Origin of the sequence: Tepidamorphus gemmatus (genome assembly GCF_004346195.1) — a bacterium.
Classification (GTDB): Bacteria; Pseudomonadota; Alphaproteobacteria; order Rhizobiales; family Tepidamorphaceae; genus Tepidamorphus; species Tepidamorphus gemmatus.
In genome coordinates this window covers 160,998-178,360 of record NZ_SMAK01000008.1, presented here as the reverse complement: position 1 = coordinate 178,360, position 17,363 = coordinate 160,998, and the positions used below count along the sequence as shown (strand labels likewise).

The window sequence follows — 17,363 nt, the reverse complement described above, 5'->3', positions numbered from 1 at the left end:
AACCGCGCCCGGCGCCAACGTCTCCGCCACGATACGAGCCTTGTCCTCGCGCGTCCAACGCCGCCGCCCGACCGCCCCGTTGATCACCTCAAAACAATGAACCTACCGCTCAGGCTCAAGCGTAAGGTCAAGTCCAGACACAAACCGATCTCCGATCCCCAAAACAGAATCGGAAACCTCACAGATCACAAGCCATCCAGGAAGGTGCCCTCAGAACACCGCTTACGCTCAAGCCGAGCTTTGACGGGGGCACAAATACCTCTCCCCCGGTCTCTATGGCCCCTGCGGCTACGGGTTACCGGCCAACGTTGGCGCCAAGCTCGCCTGCCCAGATGTACCGGTGATCGGCTTCGCCCGCGACGGCGCCTTGGTCATCTCGGTCAACGAGCTCACGGCCATCAGCCGCCCCGAGTGGCCCGAGATTACGCAGATCGTCTTCTGCGACTGCCAGTGAGGCGCGCAGAAGCGGAACTTGATGCTCTGGTGTGACGACAACCTCGTCAGCACCGAGCTCGACGACGACTGCACCTATGCCGGCATGGCGCAGGCCTGCGGGCTGAAGGGCGTGGTGGTGCGCACGATGGACGAGCTGACGGCCGCGCTCGACCGCGCCATCAGCGACCAGATGCAGAGGAACACCACGACGCTCATCGAGGCGCTCATCAACCAGGAGCTCGGCGAGCCCTTCCGCTGCGACGCGATGAAGAAGCCCGTGCGCGTGGCCGGCATGTCCCACAAGGACACGGGTCCGCAGAAGGGCGCCCGAGGCAAGCCGCGCCGGGTGTCTCAGGTGCCCGGCGCGTGATGCCGCCGCCGCACGGAGGCGGGCCGGCCGGGGATCGTGAGCCGCGCATCGTTGCGCGCTTGCCGCGAGATCACCTTGCCCTTCGCGATCACCGCCAGCCGGTCCGGCCGCAGGCGGATCGCCTCCACGGGGTCGCCGGCATCGAGCACCACCAGCGAGGCAGTGCAGCCGGGTTCCAGCCCATAGCCCTCCAGCCCCATGATCGCGGCGTTCTCGCCGGTCACCATGTCGAAGCAGCGGCGCATCTCCTCCGGGTGAGTCATCTGCGCCACGTGCAGCCCGATGAAGGCCACGTCAAGCATGTCGGCCGTACCCAGCGAATACCACGGGTCGCGCACGCAGTCCTGCCCCCAGCCGACACGGATGCCGTAGGCGAGCATCTCCTTGACGCGCGTCAGCCCGCGGCGCTTGGGATAGGTGTCGTGCCGGCCCTGCAGGACGATGTTGATGAGCGGGTTCGGGATCGCCGCCACCTGCGCCTCGGCGATCAGCGGCAGAAGCTTCGAGACGAAGTAGTTGTCCATCGAATGCATCGAGGTCAGGTGCGAGCCCGCCACGCGGCCCTGCAGTCCGAGCCGCTGGGTCTCGAAGGCCAGCGTCTCGATGTGGCGGCTCATCGGGTCGTCGGTCTCGTCGCAATGCATGTCGACCATCAGCCCGCGCTCGGCGGCCAGCTCGCAGAGCGCGCGCACCGAGCGGGCGCCCTCCTCCATCGTGCGCTCGAAATGCGGGATCCCGCCCACGACATCGACCCCGAGATCGAGCGCGCGCACGGTGTTCTTCCAGGCCGTGGCGTCGCGGAAGACGCCGTCCTGCGGAAAGGCGACGAGCTGCAGGTCGATGTAGTCCCTCACCTTCTCGCGCACATCGAGCAGCGCCCGCACGCCCAGAAGCCGGTCGTCGCAGGTGTCCACGTGGGACCGGATCGCCAGCAGCCCCATCGAGGCCGCCCAGTCGCAGTAGGCCAGCGCCCGGTCGCGCACCTCCTCGAAAGTCATCACCCGCTTGAGTTCGCCCCAGAGCGCGATGCCCTCGAGCAGCGTGCCCGAGGCGTTGACACGCGGGATGCCGTAGGACAGCGTTGCATCCATGTGGAAATGGGGGTCCACGAAGGGTGGGCTTACGAGATCGCCGGTGGCGTCAATGACCTCGCCGGCCTCCACGCCCTCGGGCAGCTGCTCGACGGCGGCGATCTTCCCGCCCCGGATGCCGATATCCGCCTGCCGCCCGTCGGGCAGGATGCCGCCCTTCACGACGATGTCGAACATCACCGCGCACCCTTATTGAATGGAACCATCAGAGCCGCCGGCACCTCCGCCCGTCGCGACATGGCGACGAGCGCGAGGATCGACAGCGCGTAGGGCAACATCAGGAACACCTGGTAGGGCACCACCTGCCCCAGCCCCGTCTGCTGCAAGCGGATCTGCAGCGCATCGAAGGCCGCGAAGAGCAGCGCGCCCAGCGCCGCCTTGCCCGGCCGCCACGCCCCGAAGACAACCAGCGCGATGCAGATCCAGCCGCGCCCGTTGACCATCTCGAAGAAGAAGGAGTTGAAGGCCGACATGGTCAGGAAGGCCCCGCCCACGGCCATCAGCCCCGAGCCGATGATCACCGCCCCCATCCGCAGCACCGTGACCGAAAGCCCCTGCGCCTCGACCGCCGCCGGGTTCTCGCCGGCTGCCCTGAGCGCCAACCCGAGCGGGGTGCGGTAGAGCACCCAGGCCGTGAGCGCCACGGTCGCGAAGGCGAGATAGGTCAGCGGCGTCTGCGCGAAAAAGGCCGGGCCGGCCACCGGGATCTCGGAGAGAAGCGGCACCGGCCACTCCGTAAAGGGCTCGATCCTCGGCGGGCTCGAGACCTGCGGCAGTGCGATCCGGTAGGTGAAATAGGTGGCCGCCGTGGCCAGAAGCGTGATCCCGAGCCCGACCACGTGCTGCGAGAGCCCGAAGGGCACGGTCAGTGTCGCGTGCAGCAGGCCGAAGCCCATGCCGGCGAGCATCGCCACGGCCACGCCGGGCCAGAGGCCGAGCCCGGAATAGACCGCCATCCAGCCGGCGAAGGCGCCGACCACCATGATCCCCTCGATTCCAAGGTTCAGCACGCCCGCCCGCTCGCAGATCAGCTCGCCCATGGTGGCAAACAGCAGCGGACTCATGATCCGCACGGCGGCGGTCCAGAAGGTTGCGGAAAGGAGAATGTCGAGGATGTCCAGCATCTTGCGCGCCCTACCTCCAGCGCACCCTGAATCGCGTCATCGGCAGCGCCAGCACCATCAGAAGGAGTGCCGTGGCGAGCAGGATGTCGGCGATGTAGCTTGGCACCCCGGCCGCGCGCGACATCGAGTCCGCCCCCACGAAGATGCCGGCGACAAAGAGCGCCGCCACCACCACGCCGAGCGGGTGCAGGAGCGCGAGCATTGCCACGACGATGCCGGTATAGCCAAAGCCTGGGCTCAGATCGAGCGTGAGGTTGCCCTTCAGCCCGGCCACCTCGGAGAAGCCCGCAAGCCCCGCGAGGCTGCCCGAGAGCAGCGCCGTGCCGAGTGTCACCGCGCCCACCGGGATGCCGACGAAGCGGGCCGTGCGGGCGTTCTGTCCGACGGCACGCATGGCGTAACCGAAGGTCGTGCGGGTCTGGATCAGCCAGACGATAACCGCGGCGATCAGCGCCAGCCCGAAGCCCCAGTGCAGCCGCAAACCCTCGACAATACGCGGCAGCCGCGCCTCGGCAATCAGCCGTTCGGACTTAGGCCAGCCCATGCCCATCGGGTCCTTCATTGGGCCTTCGAGCAGCATCGAGACGAAGAGCAGGACGATGAAGTTGAGCAGCAGCGTCGTCACGACCTCGTCCACGCCGAGGCGCGCCTTGGCCCAGGCCGGGCCGAGCAGCGTCAGCGCCCCGGCAAGCGCCGCGGCCAGCCCGAGCGCAGGCAGGAGCAGCGGCGCGGGCCAGGCCAACGTACCGGTCCCGAGAAGCACGGTGACAACGGCGCCGAGGTAGAGCTGGGCCTCGGCGCCGATGTTCCAGAGCTTCGCGCGGAAGGCCACGGCGACGGCAAGCCCGGTGAAGATCAGCGGCGTGGCGCGGTTCAGCGTCTCGAGCAGTGCGAATTTCGAGCCGACCGCGCCCTTCACGATCAGCCCCAGAACGGCGAAGGGTTCGGCGCCGGCGACCAGCACCACCGCCATGCCGATCACCACCGTTGCAGCCAGCGCGGCCAGCGGCAGCCCCACACGGCGGGCGAGCGAGGGCGCGGCGATCGGTTCAAGCCGCATGGGAGCCCTCGAAGCCGTGGCCCGCCATCCATTGGCCAAGCTCGTGCGCGGTCTTCTCGCCGCGGGCGAAGGCGGGCGACAGGCGTCCCTCGGAGATCACGTGGATCACGTCCGACATGGCCTGTATCTCGTCGAGGTCTTCGGAGATGAGCAGGATCGCCGCGCCCGCGTCGCGCGCCGCGATCAGCCGGCGCTGCACGTAGGCCACCGCGCCGATGTCGAGCCCGCGCACTGGCTGGTTCGCGAGAATGATCCGCGGCGAGAATTCCAGAACCCGGCCAAGGATCAGCTTCTGCATGTTGCCGCCCGAAAGCAGGCGGATCGGCACCTCCGGGCCGGGACAGCGGACGTCATACGCGGCGATCACCTCGAGCGCGAAGCGCCGAGCCGCGGCCCAGTCGATCAACCCCGCGCGGGCGAAAGGCGGCTCGCTGAAGCGCTCGAGAATGGCGTTTTCGGTCAGCGTGAAATCGGCAATGGTGCCCTCGGCGTGCCGGTCCTCGGGGATGCGACCGATGCCGGCCCGGATCGCCGCGTGTGGAGACCATTGGCGCGACGGTGCGCCGGCGATCTCGATCTGCCCCGCCGCCGGCTCCTCGAGCCCGCCGATGAGCGCAGCCAGCGCCGCCTGCCCGTTGCCCGAGACGCCGGCAAGGCCGGTGATCTGGCCCGCCCGAAGCTCGAGGTCCACCCCTTGCAGCCCCACGGCGCGGCCGCGCGGCTCGGTCCGCACCGCGGCCAGGCGAAGGAGCACATCGCCCGGCGCATGCGGGCGCGGCTCCGGCAGGGCGATGTCGGCGCCGACCATGAGCCGCGCCAACTCCTGCGCGTCGGTCTGCGCGGTGGGGCGTTCGCCCACGAGCCGGCCATGGCGCAGCACCAGCACGCGGTGCGAGACCGCCATCACCTCGTGCATCTTGTGCGAGATGAAGATCACGGAGAGCCCCCGCGCGACCATCGCCCGCAGCGTGGCAAAGAGCGCCTCGGCCTCCTGCGGGGTCAGCACCGCCGTTGGCTCGTCAAGGATCAGGATGCGCGCATCCCGGTAGAGCGCCTTGAGGATCTCCACCCGCTGGCGCTCGCCCACCGACAGTGCTCCGACCCGCGCGTCGGGATCAACCGCCAGCCCGAAGTCGCGCGAAAGCCGCTCGATGCGCGCCCGCGCCGCAGCCCTGTCGGATCGCAGGCGCCAGAGCGGTTCGGTGCCGAGCACGATGTTTTCCAGCACCGTGAGGTTTTCGGCGAGGGTGAAGTGCTGGTGCACCATGCCGACGCCCGCCTCGAGCGCGGCGCGGGGCTGGCCGGAAGGGAGCGGCCGACCGAACACCTCCACGTGGCCTTCGTCGGCCGTGTAGTGGCCGAAAAGGATGTTCATGAGCGTCGTCTTGCCCGCGCCGTTCTCGCCCAGAAGCGCGATCACCTCGCCCGCGTGCAGGTCGAACGTGATCGCGTCATTGGCAAGCAGGTCGGCGAATTTCTTGGTGACGCTCTCGACGCGCAGCACCACCGGCCGCGCGCCGGCTTTCCGGGTCATCCGGTGCGCTCCGCTCAGGCGGTCGATTTCGGTTCCGAATCATTGATCTCGACGACGAAGGTGCCCGCCTTGATGGCCGCCTCACGCTCGGCGACCAGCTTCTTGGCCGCCTCCGGCACGTCATCCTCGAAGTTGCGCAGGGGCACGATCGAGCAGCCGCCATGTTTCATGAAGCTGTAGATGCCGTAATTGTCGGCGGTGAAGCTGCCAGCGCGCACCTTGGCGATGGCGGCATCCAGCGTCGGCTCGAAGTGCCAGAGCGCCGAGGTGACGACCGTTTCGGGATAGTCGTCATGGGTGTCGATGACGTTGCCGATCGCCAGGACGCCGCGCTCCTTGGCCGCGTCCGAGACCCCGAAGCGCTCGGCGTAGAGCATGTCCGCACCGTTGTCGATCATGGCGAAAGCGGTCTCCTTGGCCTTGGGCGGATCGAACCACGAGCCGATGAAGCTGACCTGGAAGCGGATGTCGGGGTTCATCTCGCGGGCGCCGGCCATGAACGCGTGCATCAACCGGTTCACCTCCGGGATCGGGAAGCCGCCGACCATGCCGATATTGCCAGACTTGCTCATCGCGCCGGCAATGATTCCAGTCAGGTAGGAGGCGTCCTGGATGTAGTTGTCGAACACGGCGAAGTTTGGCAGCGCCGGATCGTGCATGAAGCTCGAGCCCATCAGGAAGGCTACATTGGGGTAGTCGGCGGCCACCTCGCGCGCTTCCTGCTCGACGGCGAACACCTCGCCGATCATCAGGTCGATGCCTGACTCGGCATACTCGCGCATTACGCGTGGGTAGTCAGTGTTGGCGGTGTTCTCCGAGAAGGAGTAGGTGATGTCGCCGCGCGCCATCGCCGCCGCGGCGGCGACATGGATACGGCTAACCCACTGCTGCTCGACAGGCACGGTGTAGATCGCCGCGACCTTGAGCGGCTCGGCCGCCCGCGCCCGCAGCGACAGCCCGGCCGCCCCCAGTAACGTGGCCGCCACACCGGAGCCGAGCAGCCCACGGCGCGTAAGGTGAGTCGTTTGCAGGAATTTCCGTGTCATGTCTTGTCCCCCTTGCTGGACCGAGTTCGCTCTCGTCTTTGATCAAATGGTCAAGGAATCCGAGAAAAATGCAAGATGATTTCTCGGGCGGCCGGAGTTCTGCCCTCAGGGCGCGCAGGCCGGGCCGGCGATGCCCGCAGCGCCTGCACGGGACCGATGTGCGTCTGCCTAAACCGGGGCGCGGCGCTTCTCGAGCGCCAGCCCGGTCGAGGCCTCGAGCAGGTGCCGCGTGTAGGGGTGGCGCGCCTCCGGCCGGCGCATCGCCTCCACATCGAGCCGCTCGACGATATCGCCCGTCTGCATCACGACCATGCGCTGGCCGATGCCGCCACAGACCACGTGAGGGTGGAGGTCATAGACCCGCTCCAGCTCGCGGATCGCCACAGCCCCGAGCATCTCCAGCGCCTTCTCCCGTGCCGCCTTGGCCGGTGAGCGGAAAATGGGCGTGCAACGCTTCGGTGATCTGATCGCCCACAGTCATCACCGGGTTCAGCGAGAATTCCGGGTCTTGCATGATCACGGCCGCGCGGCTGCCCCGGCGCTGGGCACCACGAACAACGCTTCTTCTCTGTCGACGAGTGTCCCATGGAATGATCCTCCTTTCCCCTTGTCGCCCGGAAAGAAGGTTAAGGGAACAGTCAACCGCATCGCCGTGGAGCAGGACGAGCTTGCAGATGACCGGCTCACCGCTTCGATCGCCGCGGCCACTGCCGCCGCCCGCGCGCTCGTGTCCGATCCGGCCGGTGAGGCCGACCGGAAGATCACTGCGCAGGGCCGCCACCTCGCCGCCGACTGCCGCGCATGCCCGGGCATTTCTGCCGCTCGGGCCGGGTTGTCAGCCCTCCCGGTAATAGTAGCTGTAGCCGTTGAGTGCCGGCGCGCCGCCGAGATGGGCATAGAGGATGCGCGAGCCTTTCGGAAAAAAGCCCTTGCGTGTCAGGTCGATCAGCCCCTGCATGGATTTGCCCTCGTAGACGGGGTCGGTGATCATCGCCTCGGTGCGGGCAGCGAGCCGAATTGCCGCGTTGGTCTCCTCCGAGGGCACACCGTAGGCCGGATAGGCGTAGTCCGGGTTGATGATGATCTCGTCGTCGTGCACCCTGCGCCCGAGCCCGACCAGCTCCGCGGTCGCATCGACGATCGAACGCACCTGCGCCCGGGTCTGGGCGGGCGTTCCGGAGGCATCGATGCCGATCACACGGTCCGCCCTGCCCTGCGCCGCAAAGCCGACGATCATGCCGGCCTGGGTCGAGCCGGTTACGACGCAGACGATGATGTAATCGAAGCGGAAGCCAAGCTGCGCTTCCTGATCCGCCACCTCCTCGGCGAATCCCACATAGCCGAGTCCGCCATACTTGTGCACCGAGGCCCCGGCCGGAATCGGATAGGGCTTGCCGCCCGCATCCTTCACCGACTGGATGGCGTCTTCCCAGCTCTTGCGGATGCCGATGTCGAATCCTGCGTCGACCAGCCGGCTGTCGGCCCCCATCAGACGGGTCAACAGGATGTTGCCGACACGGTCGTAGACCGCGTCGTAGTGCGGCACCCACTTCTCCTGGATCACGACGCACTTCATCCCGATCTTGGCAGCCGTCGCCGCGACCATGCGGGTGTGGTTGGATTGCACGCCGCCGATCGAGACGAGCGTATCGGCTCCCGAAGCGATCGCGTCGGGGACGATGTATTCGAGCTTGCGCAGCTTGTTGCCACCCATGGCCAGACCCGAATTGCAGTCGTCACGCTTGGCGTAGATCTCCACGCCGCCGCCGATCGCCGCGCTGAGCCGCGGCAGATGCTCGATCGGGGTCGGACCGAAGGTCAGGGGATAGCGCTCGAACTTGGCCAGAAGCGACATGGGCGGGCTCCGTGGTGGGTTGCGGCCGCAGATTAGGCAAGATTGCGCGAGAGGTGCTTCCGAAGTTGACAGCCGAAGCGAGCTCAGACGTCAATATCCGGTTCTGAAAGCCAGCTTTCTTTCATCAGGGGTCATCCAGATGGCAGATCCTTCCAAGCATGCGCTGGACCGGACCGATCTGCGCATCCTCAGGGCGCTTCAGGCCGAAGGCCGCCTCTCCAATGCCGAACTGGCGCTTCGGGTCAATGTCAGTCCGGCGACCTGCCACCGGCGCACCCAGCGCCTGTTCGAGGAGGGCTACATCACCGGCGTCAGGGCCGAGATCGCGCCGACGGCGGTCGGTCTCGGCACCCTGGTGATGGTCGGTGTCGTGCTCGACCGCTCCACGCCGGAGAGTTTCGCGGCATTCGAGGGCGCCGTGCTCGAGCTTAAGGAGGTGCTCGACTGCAACCTGGTGGCGGGCGATTTCGACTATCTGCTGAAGATCCGTGTCCGAGACATGGCCGATTTCAACAAGCTGCACGGCCAGAAGCTGATCGCGCTACCCGGCGTGCGGCAGACCCGCACGTTCTTCGTCATGAAGGAAGTCAAGGAGAACGCCCGCCTGCCGTTCTGACCTGCCCGCGGCCGCAGGCTGCCAAACCGACCGCGGTCCGTCGGCGGGGCAGACGATTCACATGGCATGGGCGAGACTGCCTCCTGCTCCGATTCCCCCGAACGGCGCGCACGCACCGACGCATCCACCGGATCCGATCATCGAGGCATCTACCGGGATCGACGCCGACTGGTCGCCGTCGCCACGGCACGGTTCAGAACGGCGTGCGCGAGCGGATGGCGGCGGCGAGCGTGCCGTCGTCCAGATAGTCGAGTTCGCCGCCGACGGGAACGCCATGCGCCAGACGGGTGACGCGTACGTCGGTGCCGTGCAGCAGGTCGGTGACGTAATGTGCGGTGGTCTGGCCTTCGACGGTCGCGTTCACCGCCAGGATAACCTCCCTGACCTCCGGGTTCTGCGCCCGGGCGACAAGCGCCGCGATGCTGAGATCATCCGGGCCGATGCCGTCGAGCGGCGACAGGGTACCGCCAAGGACATGGTACCGGCCACGTGTCGCCTGTGCCCGCTCGAGCGCCCAGAGATCGCCGACCGTCTCGACCACGCAGAGAATCGCCGGGTCGCGCCTGGGATCGGTGCAGATCGCACAGGGATCGCGCGTGTCGACATTGCCGCAGATCGAGCACAGCGTAATCCGCTCGGCTGCAATCTGAAGGGCCTCGGCCAGTGGCAGCAGCAGCTGCTCGCGCTTGCGGATGAGATGCAGAACGGCGCGGCGCGCCGAACGCGGCCCGAGGCCGGGCAATCGTGCCAGCAACTGGATGAGCCGGTCGAGTTCCGGCCCGGTTGCGGACTGGCTCATGGGGCTCCCCGCGACCGCCCTCACATGCCGGGCAGCGACAGGCCGGGCGGCAAGCCCAGTCCGCCTGTCAGTTGCTTCATCTTCTCCGCCACGGCGGCCTCCGCCTTGCGACGGGCATCGGCATGCGCGGCGACGATCAGGTCCTCAAGGATCTCCACCTCCTCGGGTCTCACCAGGCTCGAGTCGATGCGCAGGGCCCGCATGTCGCCCTTCGCCGACAGCGTCACCGTCACCAGGCCGCCGCCGGATGCTCCGGAAACCTCGGTGCGGTCGAGTTCGGCCTGCAGCTCGGCCATGCGGGCCTGCAGCTGCTGGGCCTGCTTCATCATTCCCAGGAAATCCTTCATTGACTCTCGTCCTCCTCGTCAGTGGGGGCATCGGTCGGTACGGCAACATCCGTCACGGCCGGATCCGCCTCCACGCGCACATCGACGATCTCGGCGCCCGGGAACGTCTCGAGGATCGCGCTGACGGCAGGATGGCGCCGCATGTCGTCGATCAGTGCCGAACGCCGGGCGGCCGCCTGCTCGCGCAGGGTCGGCTCGCCGACCGCGCGCGACACGGCCACGACCCAGCGCCGGCCGGTCCATTCGGACAGCTTCTGCGACAGGTCGTGAACGAGGTCGGACGCCGCACCGTCAGCCAGCGACAGCTCGATGCGGCCCGGTTCAAACCGAACGATCCGCACGAAGCGTTCGAGCGCAGTCTGCAGCTTGATGTCGCGCTTCGCTGCAGCGAGCGCGACGACGTCGCTCAGACTGGCAGGCTGCGGCAAGTCGGCAACAGGGTCCTGTGCGACGGTTTCCCGGCGCGGCTGACCGGAGGCGACCCCGGCCGCGGCCAGCCGAACCGGCCCCGTGCCCGGCGCGATGGCGCTGCGCGCACCAAGGCCGGAGCCCGAACCCGAACCCGAACCCGTGCCGACAGGCGCGATCGGACCGCTCGCAGCGGCGATCGGCTCTGCGTCCTCGAGCCTGCGGATGATGTCCTCGGGACTTGGCAGGCTCGCGGCATAGGCGAGACGGACGAGCACCATTTCGGCAGCGGCGAGCGGCTTCGGCGATCCCTCGACCTCCGCGATGCCCTTCAGCAGGATCTGCCAGGCACGGCTCAGTTCGGAGATCGCCACCTTGGCGGCAAACTCGGCGCCGCGCACTCGCTCCACCTCGGACAGCGAGACGTCCTGCGCCGTCTCCGGCACCAGACGCAGGCGTGTCACCAGGTGGACGAAGCCGGCAAGGTCGGTCAGCACCATCTCCGGCGCCGCCCCCTCGGCATACTGGTCGTCGAGTTCGCCGATCGCTGCGGCGACATCGCCGGCCATGACCTTCTCGAACAGGTCGACGACCCGGGCTCGATCGGCCACGCCGAGCATGGCCCGCACCTCACCCGCCCGCACCGCGCCGCCGCCATGGGCGATCGCCTGGTCGAGCAGCGACAGCGCATCGCGCACCGAGCCCTCGCTCGCCCGGGCGATCATCCTGAGGGCCTCCTCCTCGGCGGCGATCGATTCGGCCGCCGCGATCCCGGCGAGGTGGCGGACCAGCACATCGGCGTCGATCCGGCGCAGGTCGAAGCGCTGGCACCGGGACAGGACGGTGATCGGCACCTTGCGGATCTCGGTGGTGGCAAAGATGAACTTCACATGCTCGGGCGGCTCCTCGAGCGTCTTGAGAAGGCCGTTGAAGGCGGCCTTCGAGAGCATGTGCACCTCGTCGATGATGTAGATCTTGTAGCGTGCCTCGGCCGGCCGGTAGCGCACCGCCTCGATGATCTCCCGGATGTCGTCGATACCGGTGTGCGAGGCGGCATCCATCTCGATGACGTCGACATGGCGCGATTCGAGGATCGCCCGGCAATGGCGGCCCTCCGCCGACAGATCGAGCGTCGGACCCGACGCAGCCCCCTCACCGGCCTCGAGCGGCTCGTAGTTGAGCGCGCGGGCGATGATGCGCGCCGTCGTCGTCTTGCCGACCCCGCGCACCCCGGTCAGCATGTAGGCCTGCGCGATCCGGCCGGACGCGAAGGCGTTGCGCAGGGTGCGCACCATCGGCTCCTGACCGATCAGATCGGCGAAGCTGGTGGGGCGGTACTTGCGCGCCAGCACGCGATATCCGACCGTCGTTCGGCCGGAAACGTCGGAAGGGCCGTGATCCATGTCGCCGGGTACGATGCTCGGTATCCGGAAGTCGTGCGTCGCGTCCGACCCTACACCCTTCGCCTGTCCCGGCAAGGGGCGCTGATCGATCCGCTCGCCATCGTCGCCACACATTGCGCAGGACATGCACGCAGAGCGAGAGTCTCTTGCCGATATTCTACTCATACGAGATATTTCCTTGCGTCATAATCGGAGGTTTGCATCATGTCGAAATTCACGTCCCGCCTGCGCCAAGCGTGCCTTGACGAGCTGACCCGATTTGCCAACGGAAAGGAGTACAATGATCCCTTCGCGGCCTATGTCGGGGAGTATTGGAAAGCCATCGGGATCAATCACCTGGACGGGAAGACGACGGTCGGGGGCATTCGCCCGGCCTGGTCGGCGGCCTTCGTGTCGTTCTGCGTCAAGACGGCGGGGGCCGGAGACCGGTTCATGTACACCCAAGCGCATTGTCATTACGTCGCAAGGGCAATGGATGCGGCGGAGAAGGCCTCGTCCAGCTTCGGATATGTCGCGCGACGGCCCGAGTCCTACACACCCAGGGTGGGTGACATTGTTTGCGCCGGCCGGCTCTATGCCAAGCAATACACGTATGACATGGCCCGCATGCAGTATGTCGCCGACAGCTTCTACCCGTCACATGGCGACATCATTGTCGATATAAGCGATGGTCATGCTGCGGCAGTCGGCGGCAACTTGTCGGACTCGGTGCAACGGAAGCGCCTGGCGTTGACACCGGAAGGGTACCTCGAGCCGCTGACGGCCGGCGGCAAGACCTATCCCTGGATCGCCGTCCTCGAGTGCCGCATGTGACGGCCGGGCCCGTTGCGACAGGCCTGATCCAGCCGGCGGCGGCGGGCCCGGTGGCAATCGGATCGCGGAAGTGGGAGGCTGGTCGACAACCCGAACCAGGACTCGTTGGGGCTGCTTCCTTCCGGACCTGACCCGGTTGGCGAGCGGCTCGTCCGCCGCCAGCCTCCCGGAGCGATTATATCGGACGTTGATGGCGTGCACGCAACCCCGCATGCGCGGCTTCTGCTATTGTCCGGCGCAGCACGGTCCTGGGAGCGCGCGCCGATGAGCAGACAGTTTCGCCTCGATCCCCGTCTCGAAGCCGACAGCGTGTTCGTCGCAGCGCTCGACCTGTGCGATGTGCGGCTGATGAACGACGCGGCCTATCCGTGGCTGATCCTGGTGCCGCGGCTCGCCGACGTCATCGAGATCTTCGACCTCGACAACGCGACCCGCCACAGGCTGATCGACGAGATCGCCCGTGCCGGCGAGGCCCTGCGCGCAACGGTCGGCGCCGAAAAGCTCAATATCGCGGCGCTGGGCAACCAGGTACCGCAGCTGCACGTCCACGTCATTGCCCGGTTCCGCACCGATCCGGCCTGGCCGGGACCGGTCTGGGGCGCGGCGCCGCGGCGGGCCTATGGGGCGGACGAACGTGGCGAGCTGATCGAGCGGCTGGCCGATCGCCTGACCTGAGCCTCCCTGCCCCGCGATCGCCGCCTTGCCGCCCCTGCGTGGCCATGCGACCGTCGCGCGCCAACGGCAGGAGGGAATCACGGCCAATGCACGAACGAAGCCGTCGCACCGGGTACAGTGAGAGCTTGCTCGACCGGGCCGCCCACAGGCGGTCCGACACCGCCTGGGTGGCCGCTGCCCAGGCAAGCGGCCGCTACATCCTGTTCGACGGGGACCGGCCGCTGTTCAGCGTGGCGAACGGCAACGCGCCCGACCCGATCTTCGATGCGGGGGCAGCGGAGGCGCTGCGGGCGGACCGCTCGCGGGCGATCTTTCTCGGGCTCGATGGCGATGTCGCGGTGTTCGCTGCGCCCGTGACCGCCCTCTCCGCCGAGGAGCAGGCGGGCGAAGCAAGCTTCGGCAGCAACGAGCTCAGGGCGATCGACGTGCGCTCGATCGCGGTGCAGGGGGTTGTGCCGCCGCGCATGCTCGGCCCCATCGCCCAGGCCAAGAGCCTGCTCGACTGGCACGCCCGGCATCGCTACTGCGCAAAATGCGGGGCAGCGACGACTGCCTCGGAAGCCGGCTACCGCCGCGACTGCCCGGCCTGCGGAGCCCAGCACTTTCCCCGCACCGACCCCGTCGTGATCATGCTGGTCGTCGATGGGGAGGATTGTATCCTCGCCCGCAGCCCCCGTTTCCTGCCCGGCATGTTCTCCGCGCTGGCCGGGTTCATCGAACCGGGTGAGACGATCGAGGAGGCGGTTCGCCGCGAGGTGCGCGAGGAGGTGGGCATCCCGGTCGGCCGGGTCGGGTATCATTCCAGCCAGCCCTGGCCGTTTCCCTCCTCGCTGATGATCGGCTGCTGGGCCGAGGCACTCGGTCGCGAGATCGTGCTCGACACCTCTGAGCTCGAAGCCGGGCGCTGGTTCAGCCGAGAGGAGGTCGTCGCGATACTGGCCGGAACCCATCCGGACGGGGTCGGGGCGCCACCGCGGATGGCGATCGCCCACCAGCTGCTGAAGAGCTTCGTCGAGGGCGAACAGGTATTGTGACGCCCCAGGATACGGGGTGCGTGCGCCGATCCGACCGACGGAACGATCGCCGCCATCCCGGACGGACTGCGGGCCGATTCGGGATCGGGAGGGCATGGCGACGCCTGCAAAGCGTCCCGATCCCGGCTCTTCGGCCGCCCCACCGGTCGGGATGACATGACCGATGGAGCATGTCCGGGAGGACACTCGTCGACGGGCCGCGAGCCTATTTGCCCACCACCCTCGGTTCCTTGATGTTTTCGCGGAACGGGCTCGCCCGGTAGACCCCGAGGATGCGGAACTCGCGGGTAAAGAACTCGAGTTCCTCGAATGCGTTGCGCAGCGCCGGATCGTCGGGATGCCCCTCGACATCGGCAAAGAACTGGGTGGCGAAGAACTCGCCCTCGAGCTGGTAGGATTCCAGCTTGGTCATGTTGATGCCATTGGTGGCGAAGCCGCCGAGCGCCTTGTAGAGCGCGGCAGGGACATTGCGCACCCGGAAGATGAAGCTGGTGATGATCGGCCCGATGCCGCGGGCCGCCCACGCCTTCTCCTTCGACAGGACGACGAAGCGGGTGGTGTTGTGGTCCTCGTCCTCGATTTCCGAGGCCAGCACCTCCAACCCGTAGATCTCGGCCGCCAGCCGCGACGAGATCGCCGCGCGGGTCGGATCGCCTGCCTCGGCGACCATTCGCGCCGCCCCGGCGGTATCGGCGTGGATTTCCGCCTTCAGCCCGAGACGCCGGATCGTCTTGCGGCACTGGCCGAGCGCCATGATGTGGCTGTGAACGGTCTTGATCGTGTCGAGGCTCGCCCCGACCGGCGCCACCAGATAGTGGTGCAGCGGCAGGAAATACTCGCCGATGATATGCAGCTGCGACGTCGGCATCAGGTGATGGATGTCGGCCACCCGTCCGGCGATCGAGTTCTCGATCGGGATCATGCCCAGCGCCGCGGTCCCGTCCGCAACAGCCTGGAAAGCGTCCTCGAAGGTCGCACACGGGACCGCCTCGTGATCGGGATACACGTCGCGGCACGCCATGTGCGAATTGGCGCCGGGCTCGCCCTGGAACACGATCCGCCGGGGTCGGCTCGTCATCTCACAACATCCTGCAAAGTATGGGAAATCAGCGCCCTGCCGAGAGCAGCGCACGCGCCCGCTCAAGATCGGCCGGAGTATCGACACCGAGCGGAACGGTGTCAACGCGGGCCGCATCGATTCGCATTCCGGCCTCCAGCGCCCTCAGCTGCTCGAGCTTCTCGCGGGTCTCCAGCGGCGAGGGCGGCAGCCCCACGAAGCGCGACAGAGCGTCGCGCCGCCACGCATAGAGTCCGATGTGATGGTAGAGCGGTCCCGGCCCCCACGGCGCCGTGGCGCGGGTGAAGTAGAGGGCGCGCATCCGGCCGGGCTCCACCTCGGTGCCGATCAGCTTGACCACGTTCGGATTGTCGCGCTCCTCCTCACGCACGATCTCGGTACACAGCGTGCCGAGGTCCACTGCCGGGTCGGACATCAGCGCGTAAGCGGCCCGGATGATCGCCGGATCGACCGTCGGCAGGTCACCCTGGACATTGACCACGACATCGACGTTTCCCGCGGCGTCGAGGCGGCCGAGCGCCTCGTCGATGCGGTCGGAACCCGAGGGATGGTCGGGCCGGGTCAGTACGGCGGACCCGCCGGCCGCGGTCACCGCGGCGGCGATCTCGGCACTGTCGGTGGCGACATGCACCGGACCGATCGCCGCTGCCGCCGCCCGTTCCATGACGTGCACGATCATCGGCTTGCCGCAGATGTCCGCAAGCGGCTTGCCCGGCAGCCGCTGCGAGGCCATGCGGGCGGGAATGAGGACGAGAGCCGGCATGCGAACCTTCCGTCGAGGCGGCGGAATAGCCGCGCCGGCTCCTTTATAGATGTTGCGTTTTTCCGGCAATTGCGAGTATCAGTTGCCCAGCTTTCCATACCCTCGCGCCCCCTCGAGGGGGCGCTCCCCGAGATGCAGAAGAGCCTGGAGCGGCCGGCGAATGGACAGTTTCGAATTCAACAAGTTCGCAGGGGCCATCCTGCTCACCCTGCTCGTGACCCTCGGGGTCAGCATCCTGGCCGAAGAGCTCTACACGGCGCACACCCCCGAGAAGCCCGGCTATGAGGTTGCCGTTGCAGAGGAAGAGGCCGGCGAGGCCGAAGCCGAGGCCGAGGAGGTCGTTCCGCTCGGCGTGCTGCTCGCCTCAGCCGACGTCCAGCGCGGCGAGGCTCAGGCCCGCAAGTGCGTCGCCTGCCACACCTTCGACGAGGGCGGTGCCAACAAGGTCGGCCCGAACCTGTGGGAGATTGTCGGCCGAACCATCGCATCGCATGAAGGCTTTTCCTATTCCGCCGCGATGCGGGAGCACGTGAACGCCGAAGGCAACACCTGGACCTACGAGAACCTGGACCACTTCCTCGCCAATCCGCGCGAGTTCATGCCGGGAACCGCGATGGCCTTCGCGGGGCTGCGCCGCGCCGACGAGCGGGCCGATCTGCTCGCCTACCTCCAGACGCTGTCCTCCAACCCGGTTCCGTTCCCCGCGGCCGACGACGCGGCAGGTTCGGGCGGGGCGCCGGCGGCAGCCGAGACCGCCGCGCCGCCCACGACCCAGTAGCCGGCGACCGCCCAAGGGACGGATCGACCGTGGCGAAGGTGCGCCCGCCCGACGACGTCGCGGCGGGCGCTGTCGTTCCGGCGCCGGCTTCATCGGATTAAATTTCGGTCACTTGCGTGCTTCCCTTCGGAAAG

Annotated in this window: 18 protein-coding genes, 1 other RNA gene and 1 pseudogene; 7 read left to right on the top strand and 13 right to left on the bottom strand. The window is 67.7% G+C overall.

Annotated features, from left to right (window positions below):
- Positions 1-262 precede the first annotated feature (262 nt).
- Together EDC22_RS18260 and EDC22_RS18255 are read left to right on the top strand one after the other, a co-directional pair.
- Positions 263-454 (top strand): annotated as a pseudogene (locus tag EDC22_RS18260) (thiamine pyrophosphate-dependent enzyme); the annotation flags it as partial.
- 21 nt (positions 455-475) lie between these two features.
- Positions 476-805 (top strand): hypothetical protein, encoded by a 330-nt coding sequence (locus tag EDC22_RS18255; protein ID WP_342635147.1) that lies wholly within the window; start codon positions 476-478, stop codon positions 803-805.
- Here EDC22_RS18255 and EDC22_RS13745 read toward each other — a convergent pair.
- The 7 genes from EDC22_RS13745 to EDC22_RS13715 form a co-directional block, all read right to left on the bottom strand.
- Complete coding sequence (locus EDC22_RS13745; protein WP_207903785.1) at positions 787-2,076, bottom strand: amidohydrolase family protein; 1,290 nt, start codon at positions 2,074-2,076, stop codon at positions 787-789. The two genes, EDC22_RS18255 and EDC22_RS13745, sit on opposite strands and share 19 nt — an antisense overlap.
- Positions 2,073-3,020, bottom strand: a complete 948-nt coding sequence (locus tag EDC22_RS13740; protein WP_132807241.1) for an ABC transporter permease — start codon at positions 3,018-3,020, stop codon at positions 2,073-2,075. The genes EDC22_RS13745 and EDC22_RS13740 overlap by 4 nt, the downstream gene beginning before the upstream one ends.
- A gap of 10 nt (positions 3,021-3,030) precedes the next feature.
- Positions 3,031-4,080, bottom strand: coding sequence for an ABC transporter permease (locus EDC22_RS13735; RefSeq protein WP_132807240.1), 1,050 nt, complete (start codon positions 4,078-4,080; stop codon positions 3,031-3,033).
- On the bottom strand, positions 4,070-5,614 hold the full coding sequence (locus EDC22_RS13730) for an ABC transporter ATP-binding protein (protein WP_132807239.1): 1,545 nt from the start codon (positions 5,612-5,614) through the stop codon (positions 4,070-4,072). The genes EDC22_RS13735 and EDC22_RS13730 overlap by 11 nt, the downstream gene beginning before the upstream one ends.
- Before the next feature lie 14 nt (positions 5,615-5,628).
- Positions 5,629-6,660 carry a BMP family protein gene (locus EDC22_RS13725; protein WP_132807238.1) on the bottom strand — a complete coding sequence of 344 codons (1,032 nt, stop codon included), beginning with the start codon at positions 6,658-6,660 and terminating at the stop codon, positions 5,629-5,631.
- Between the two features lie 168 nt (positions 6,661-6,828).
- Positions 6,829-7,056, bottom strand: a complete 228-nt coding sequence (locus tag EDC22_RS13720; RefSeq protein ID WP_132807237.1) for a hypothetical protein — start codon at positions 7,054-7,056, stop codon at positions 6,829-6,831.
- A 439-nt stretch (positions 7,057-7,495) separates the two neighbouring features.
- The gene (locus EDC22_RS13715) at positions 7,496-8,515 is read right to left on the bottom strand and encodes a 1-aminocyclopropane-1-carboxylate deaminase (protein WP_132807236.1); all 1,020 of its coding nucleotides are present in this window, start codon (positions 8,513-8,515) and stop codon (positions 7,496-7,498) included.
- Between the two features lie 139 nt (positions 8,516-8,654).
- Here EDC22_RS13715 and EDC22_RS13710 point away from each other — a divergent pair, with 139 nt between their 5' ends.
- Entirely contained in the window at positions 8,655-9,131 is a 477-nt protein-coding gene (locus tag EDC22_RS13710) for an Lrp/AsnC family transcriptional regulator (protein WP_132807235.1), read from the top strand.
- 193 nt (positions 9,132-9,324) lie between these two features.
- Here the strand turns inward: EDC22_RS13710 and recR are convergent, their stop codons facing one another.
- Genes recR through EDC22_RS13695 form a run of 3 tightly spaced genes read right to left on the bottom strand, consistent with a single transcriptional unit; the run spans position 9,325 to position 12,088 of the window.
- Positions 9,325-9,930 carry a recombination mediator RecR gene (gene recR / locus EDC22_RS13705; protein WP_132807234.1) on the bottom strand — a complete coding sequence of 202 codons (606 nt, stop codon included), beginning with the start codon at positions 9,928-9,930 and terminating at the stop codon, positions 9,325-9,327.
- Between the two features lie 20 nt (positions 9,931-9,950).
- Positions 9,951-10,277 (bottom strand): YbaB/EbfC family nucleoid-associated protein, encoded by a 327-nt coding sequence (locus tag EDC22_RS13700; protein ID WP_132807233.1) that lies wholly within the window; start codon positions 10,275-10,277, stop codon positions 9,951-9,953.
- Positions 10,274-12,088, bottom strand: a complete 1,815-nt coding sequence (locus tag EDC22_RS13695) for a DNA polymerase III subunit gamma/tau (protein ID WP_132807254.1) — start codon at positions 12,086-12,088, stop codon at positions 10,274-10,276. Before EDC22_RS13695 ends, EDC22_RS13700 begins: the two co-directional genes overlap by 4 nt.
- A 204-nt stretch (positions 12,089-12,292) precedes the next feature.
- Between EDC22_RS13695 and EDC22_RS13690 the strand changes: the two genes are divergently transcribed.
- Positions 12,293-12,901, top strand: a complete 609-nt coding sequence (locus tag EDC22_RS13690; RefSeq protein WP_132807232.1) for a DUF2272 domain-containing protein — start codon at positions 12,293-12,295, stop codon at positions 12,899-12,901.
- 69 nt (positions 12,902-12,970) lie between these two features.
- Here the strand turns inward: EDC22_RS13690 and ffs are convergent.
- Positions 12,971-13,069: signal recognition particle sRNA small type (ffs, locus tag EDC22_RS13685), an RNA gene on the bottom strand.
- A gap of 96 nt (positions 13,070-13,165) precedes the next feature.
- Here ffs and EDC22_RS13680 point away from each other — a divergent pair.
- Positions 13,166-13,576 (top strand): HIT domain-containing protein, encoded by a 411-nt coding sequence (locus tag EDC22_RS13680; RefSeq protein WP_132807231.1) that lies wholly within the window; start codon positions 13,166-13,168, stop codon positions 13,574-13,576.
- An 86-nt stretch (positions 13,577-13,662) separates the two neighbouring features.
- Entirely contained in the window at positions 13,663-14,610 is a 948-nt protein-coding gene (nudC, locus tag EDC22_RS13675) for an NAD(+) diphosphatase (protein ID WP_132807230.1), read from the top strand.
- A 205-nt stretch (positions 14,611-14,815) separates the two neighbouring features.
- Here the strand turns inward: nudC and EDC22_RS13670 are convergent, their stop codons facing one another.
- Together EDC22_RS13670 and EDC22_RS13665 are read right to left on the bottom strand one after the other, a co-directional pair.
- Positions 14,816-15,688 (bottom strand): prephenate dehydratase, encoded by an 873-nt coding sequence (locus EDC22_RS13670; protein ID WP_132807229.1) that lies wholly within the window; start codon positions 15,686-15,688, stop codon positions 14,816-14,818.
- A 28-nt stretch (positions 15,689-15,716) separates the two neighbouring features.
- A complete protein-coding gene (locus tag EDC22_RS13665) occupies positions 15,717-16,451 on the bottom strand; it encodes a 3-deoxy-manno-octulosonate cytidylyltransferase (RefSeq protein ID WP_132807228.1) in 735 nt (244 codons plus the stop codon).
- Positions 16,452-16,611: 160 nt separating this feature from the next.
- Between EDC22_RS13665 and EDC22_RS13660 the strand changes: the two genes are divergently transcribed.
- On the top strand, positions 16,612-17,229 hold the full coding sequence (locus EDC22_RS13660; RefSeq protein WP_132807227.1) for a c-type cytochrome: 618 nt from the start codon (positions 16,612-16,614) through the stop codon (positions 17,227-17,229).
- Positions 17,230-17,363 lie beyond the last annotated feature (134 nt).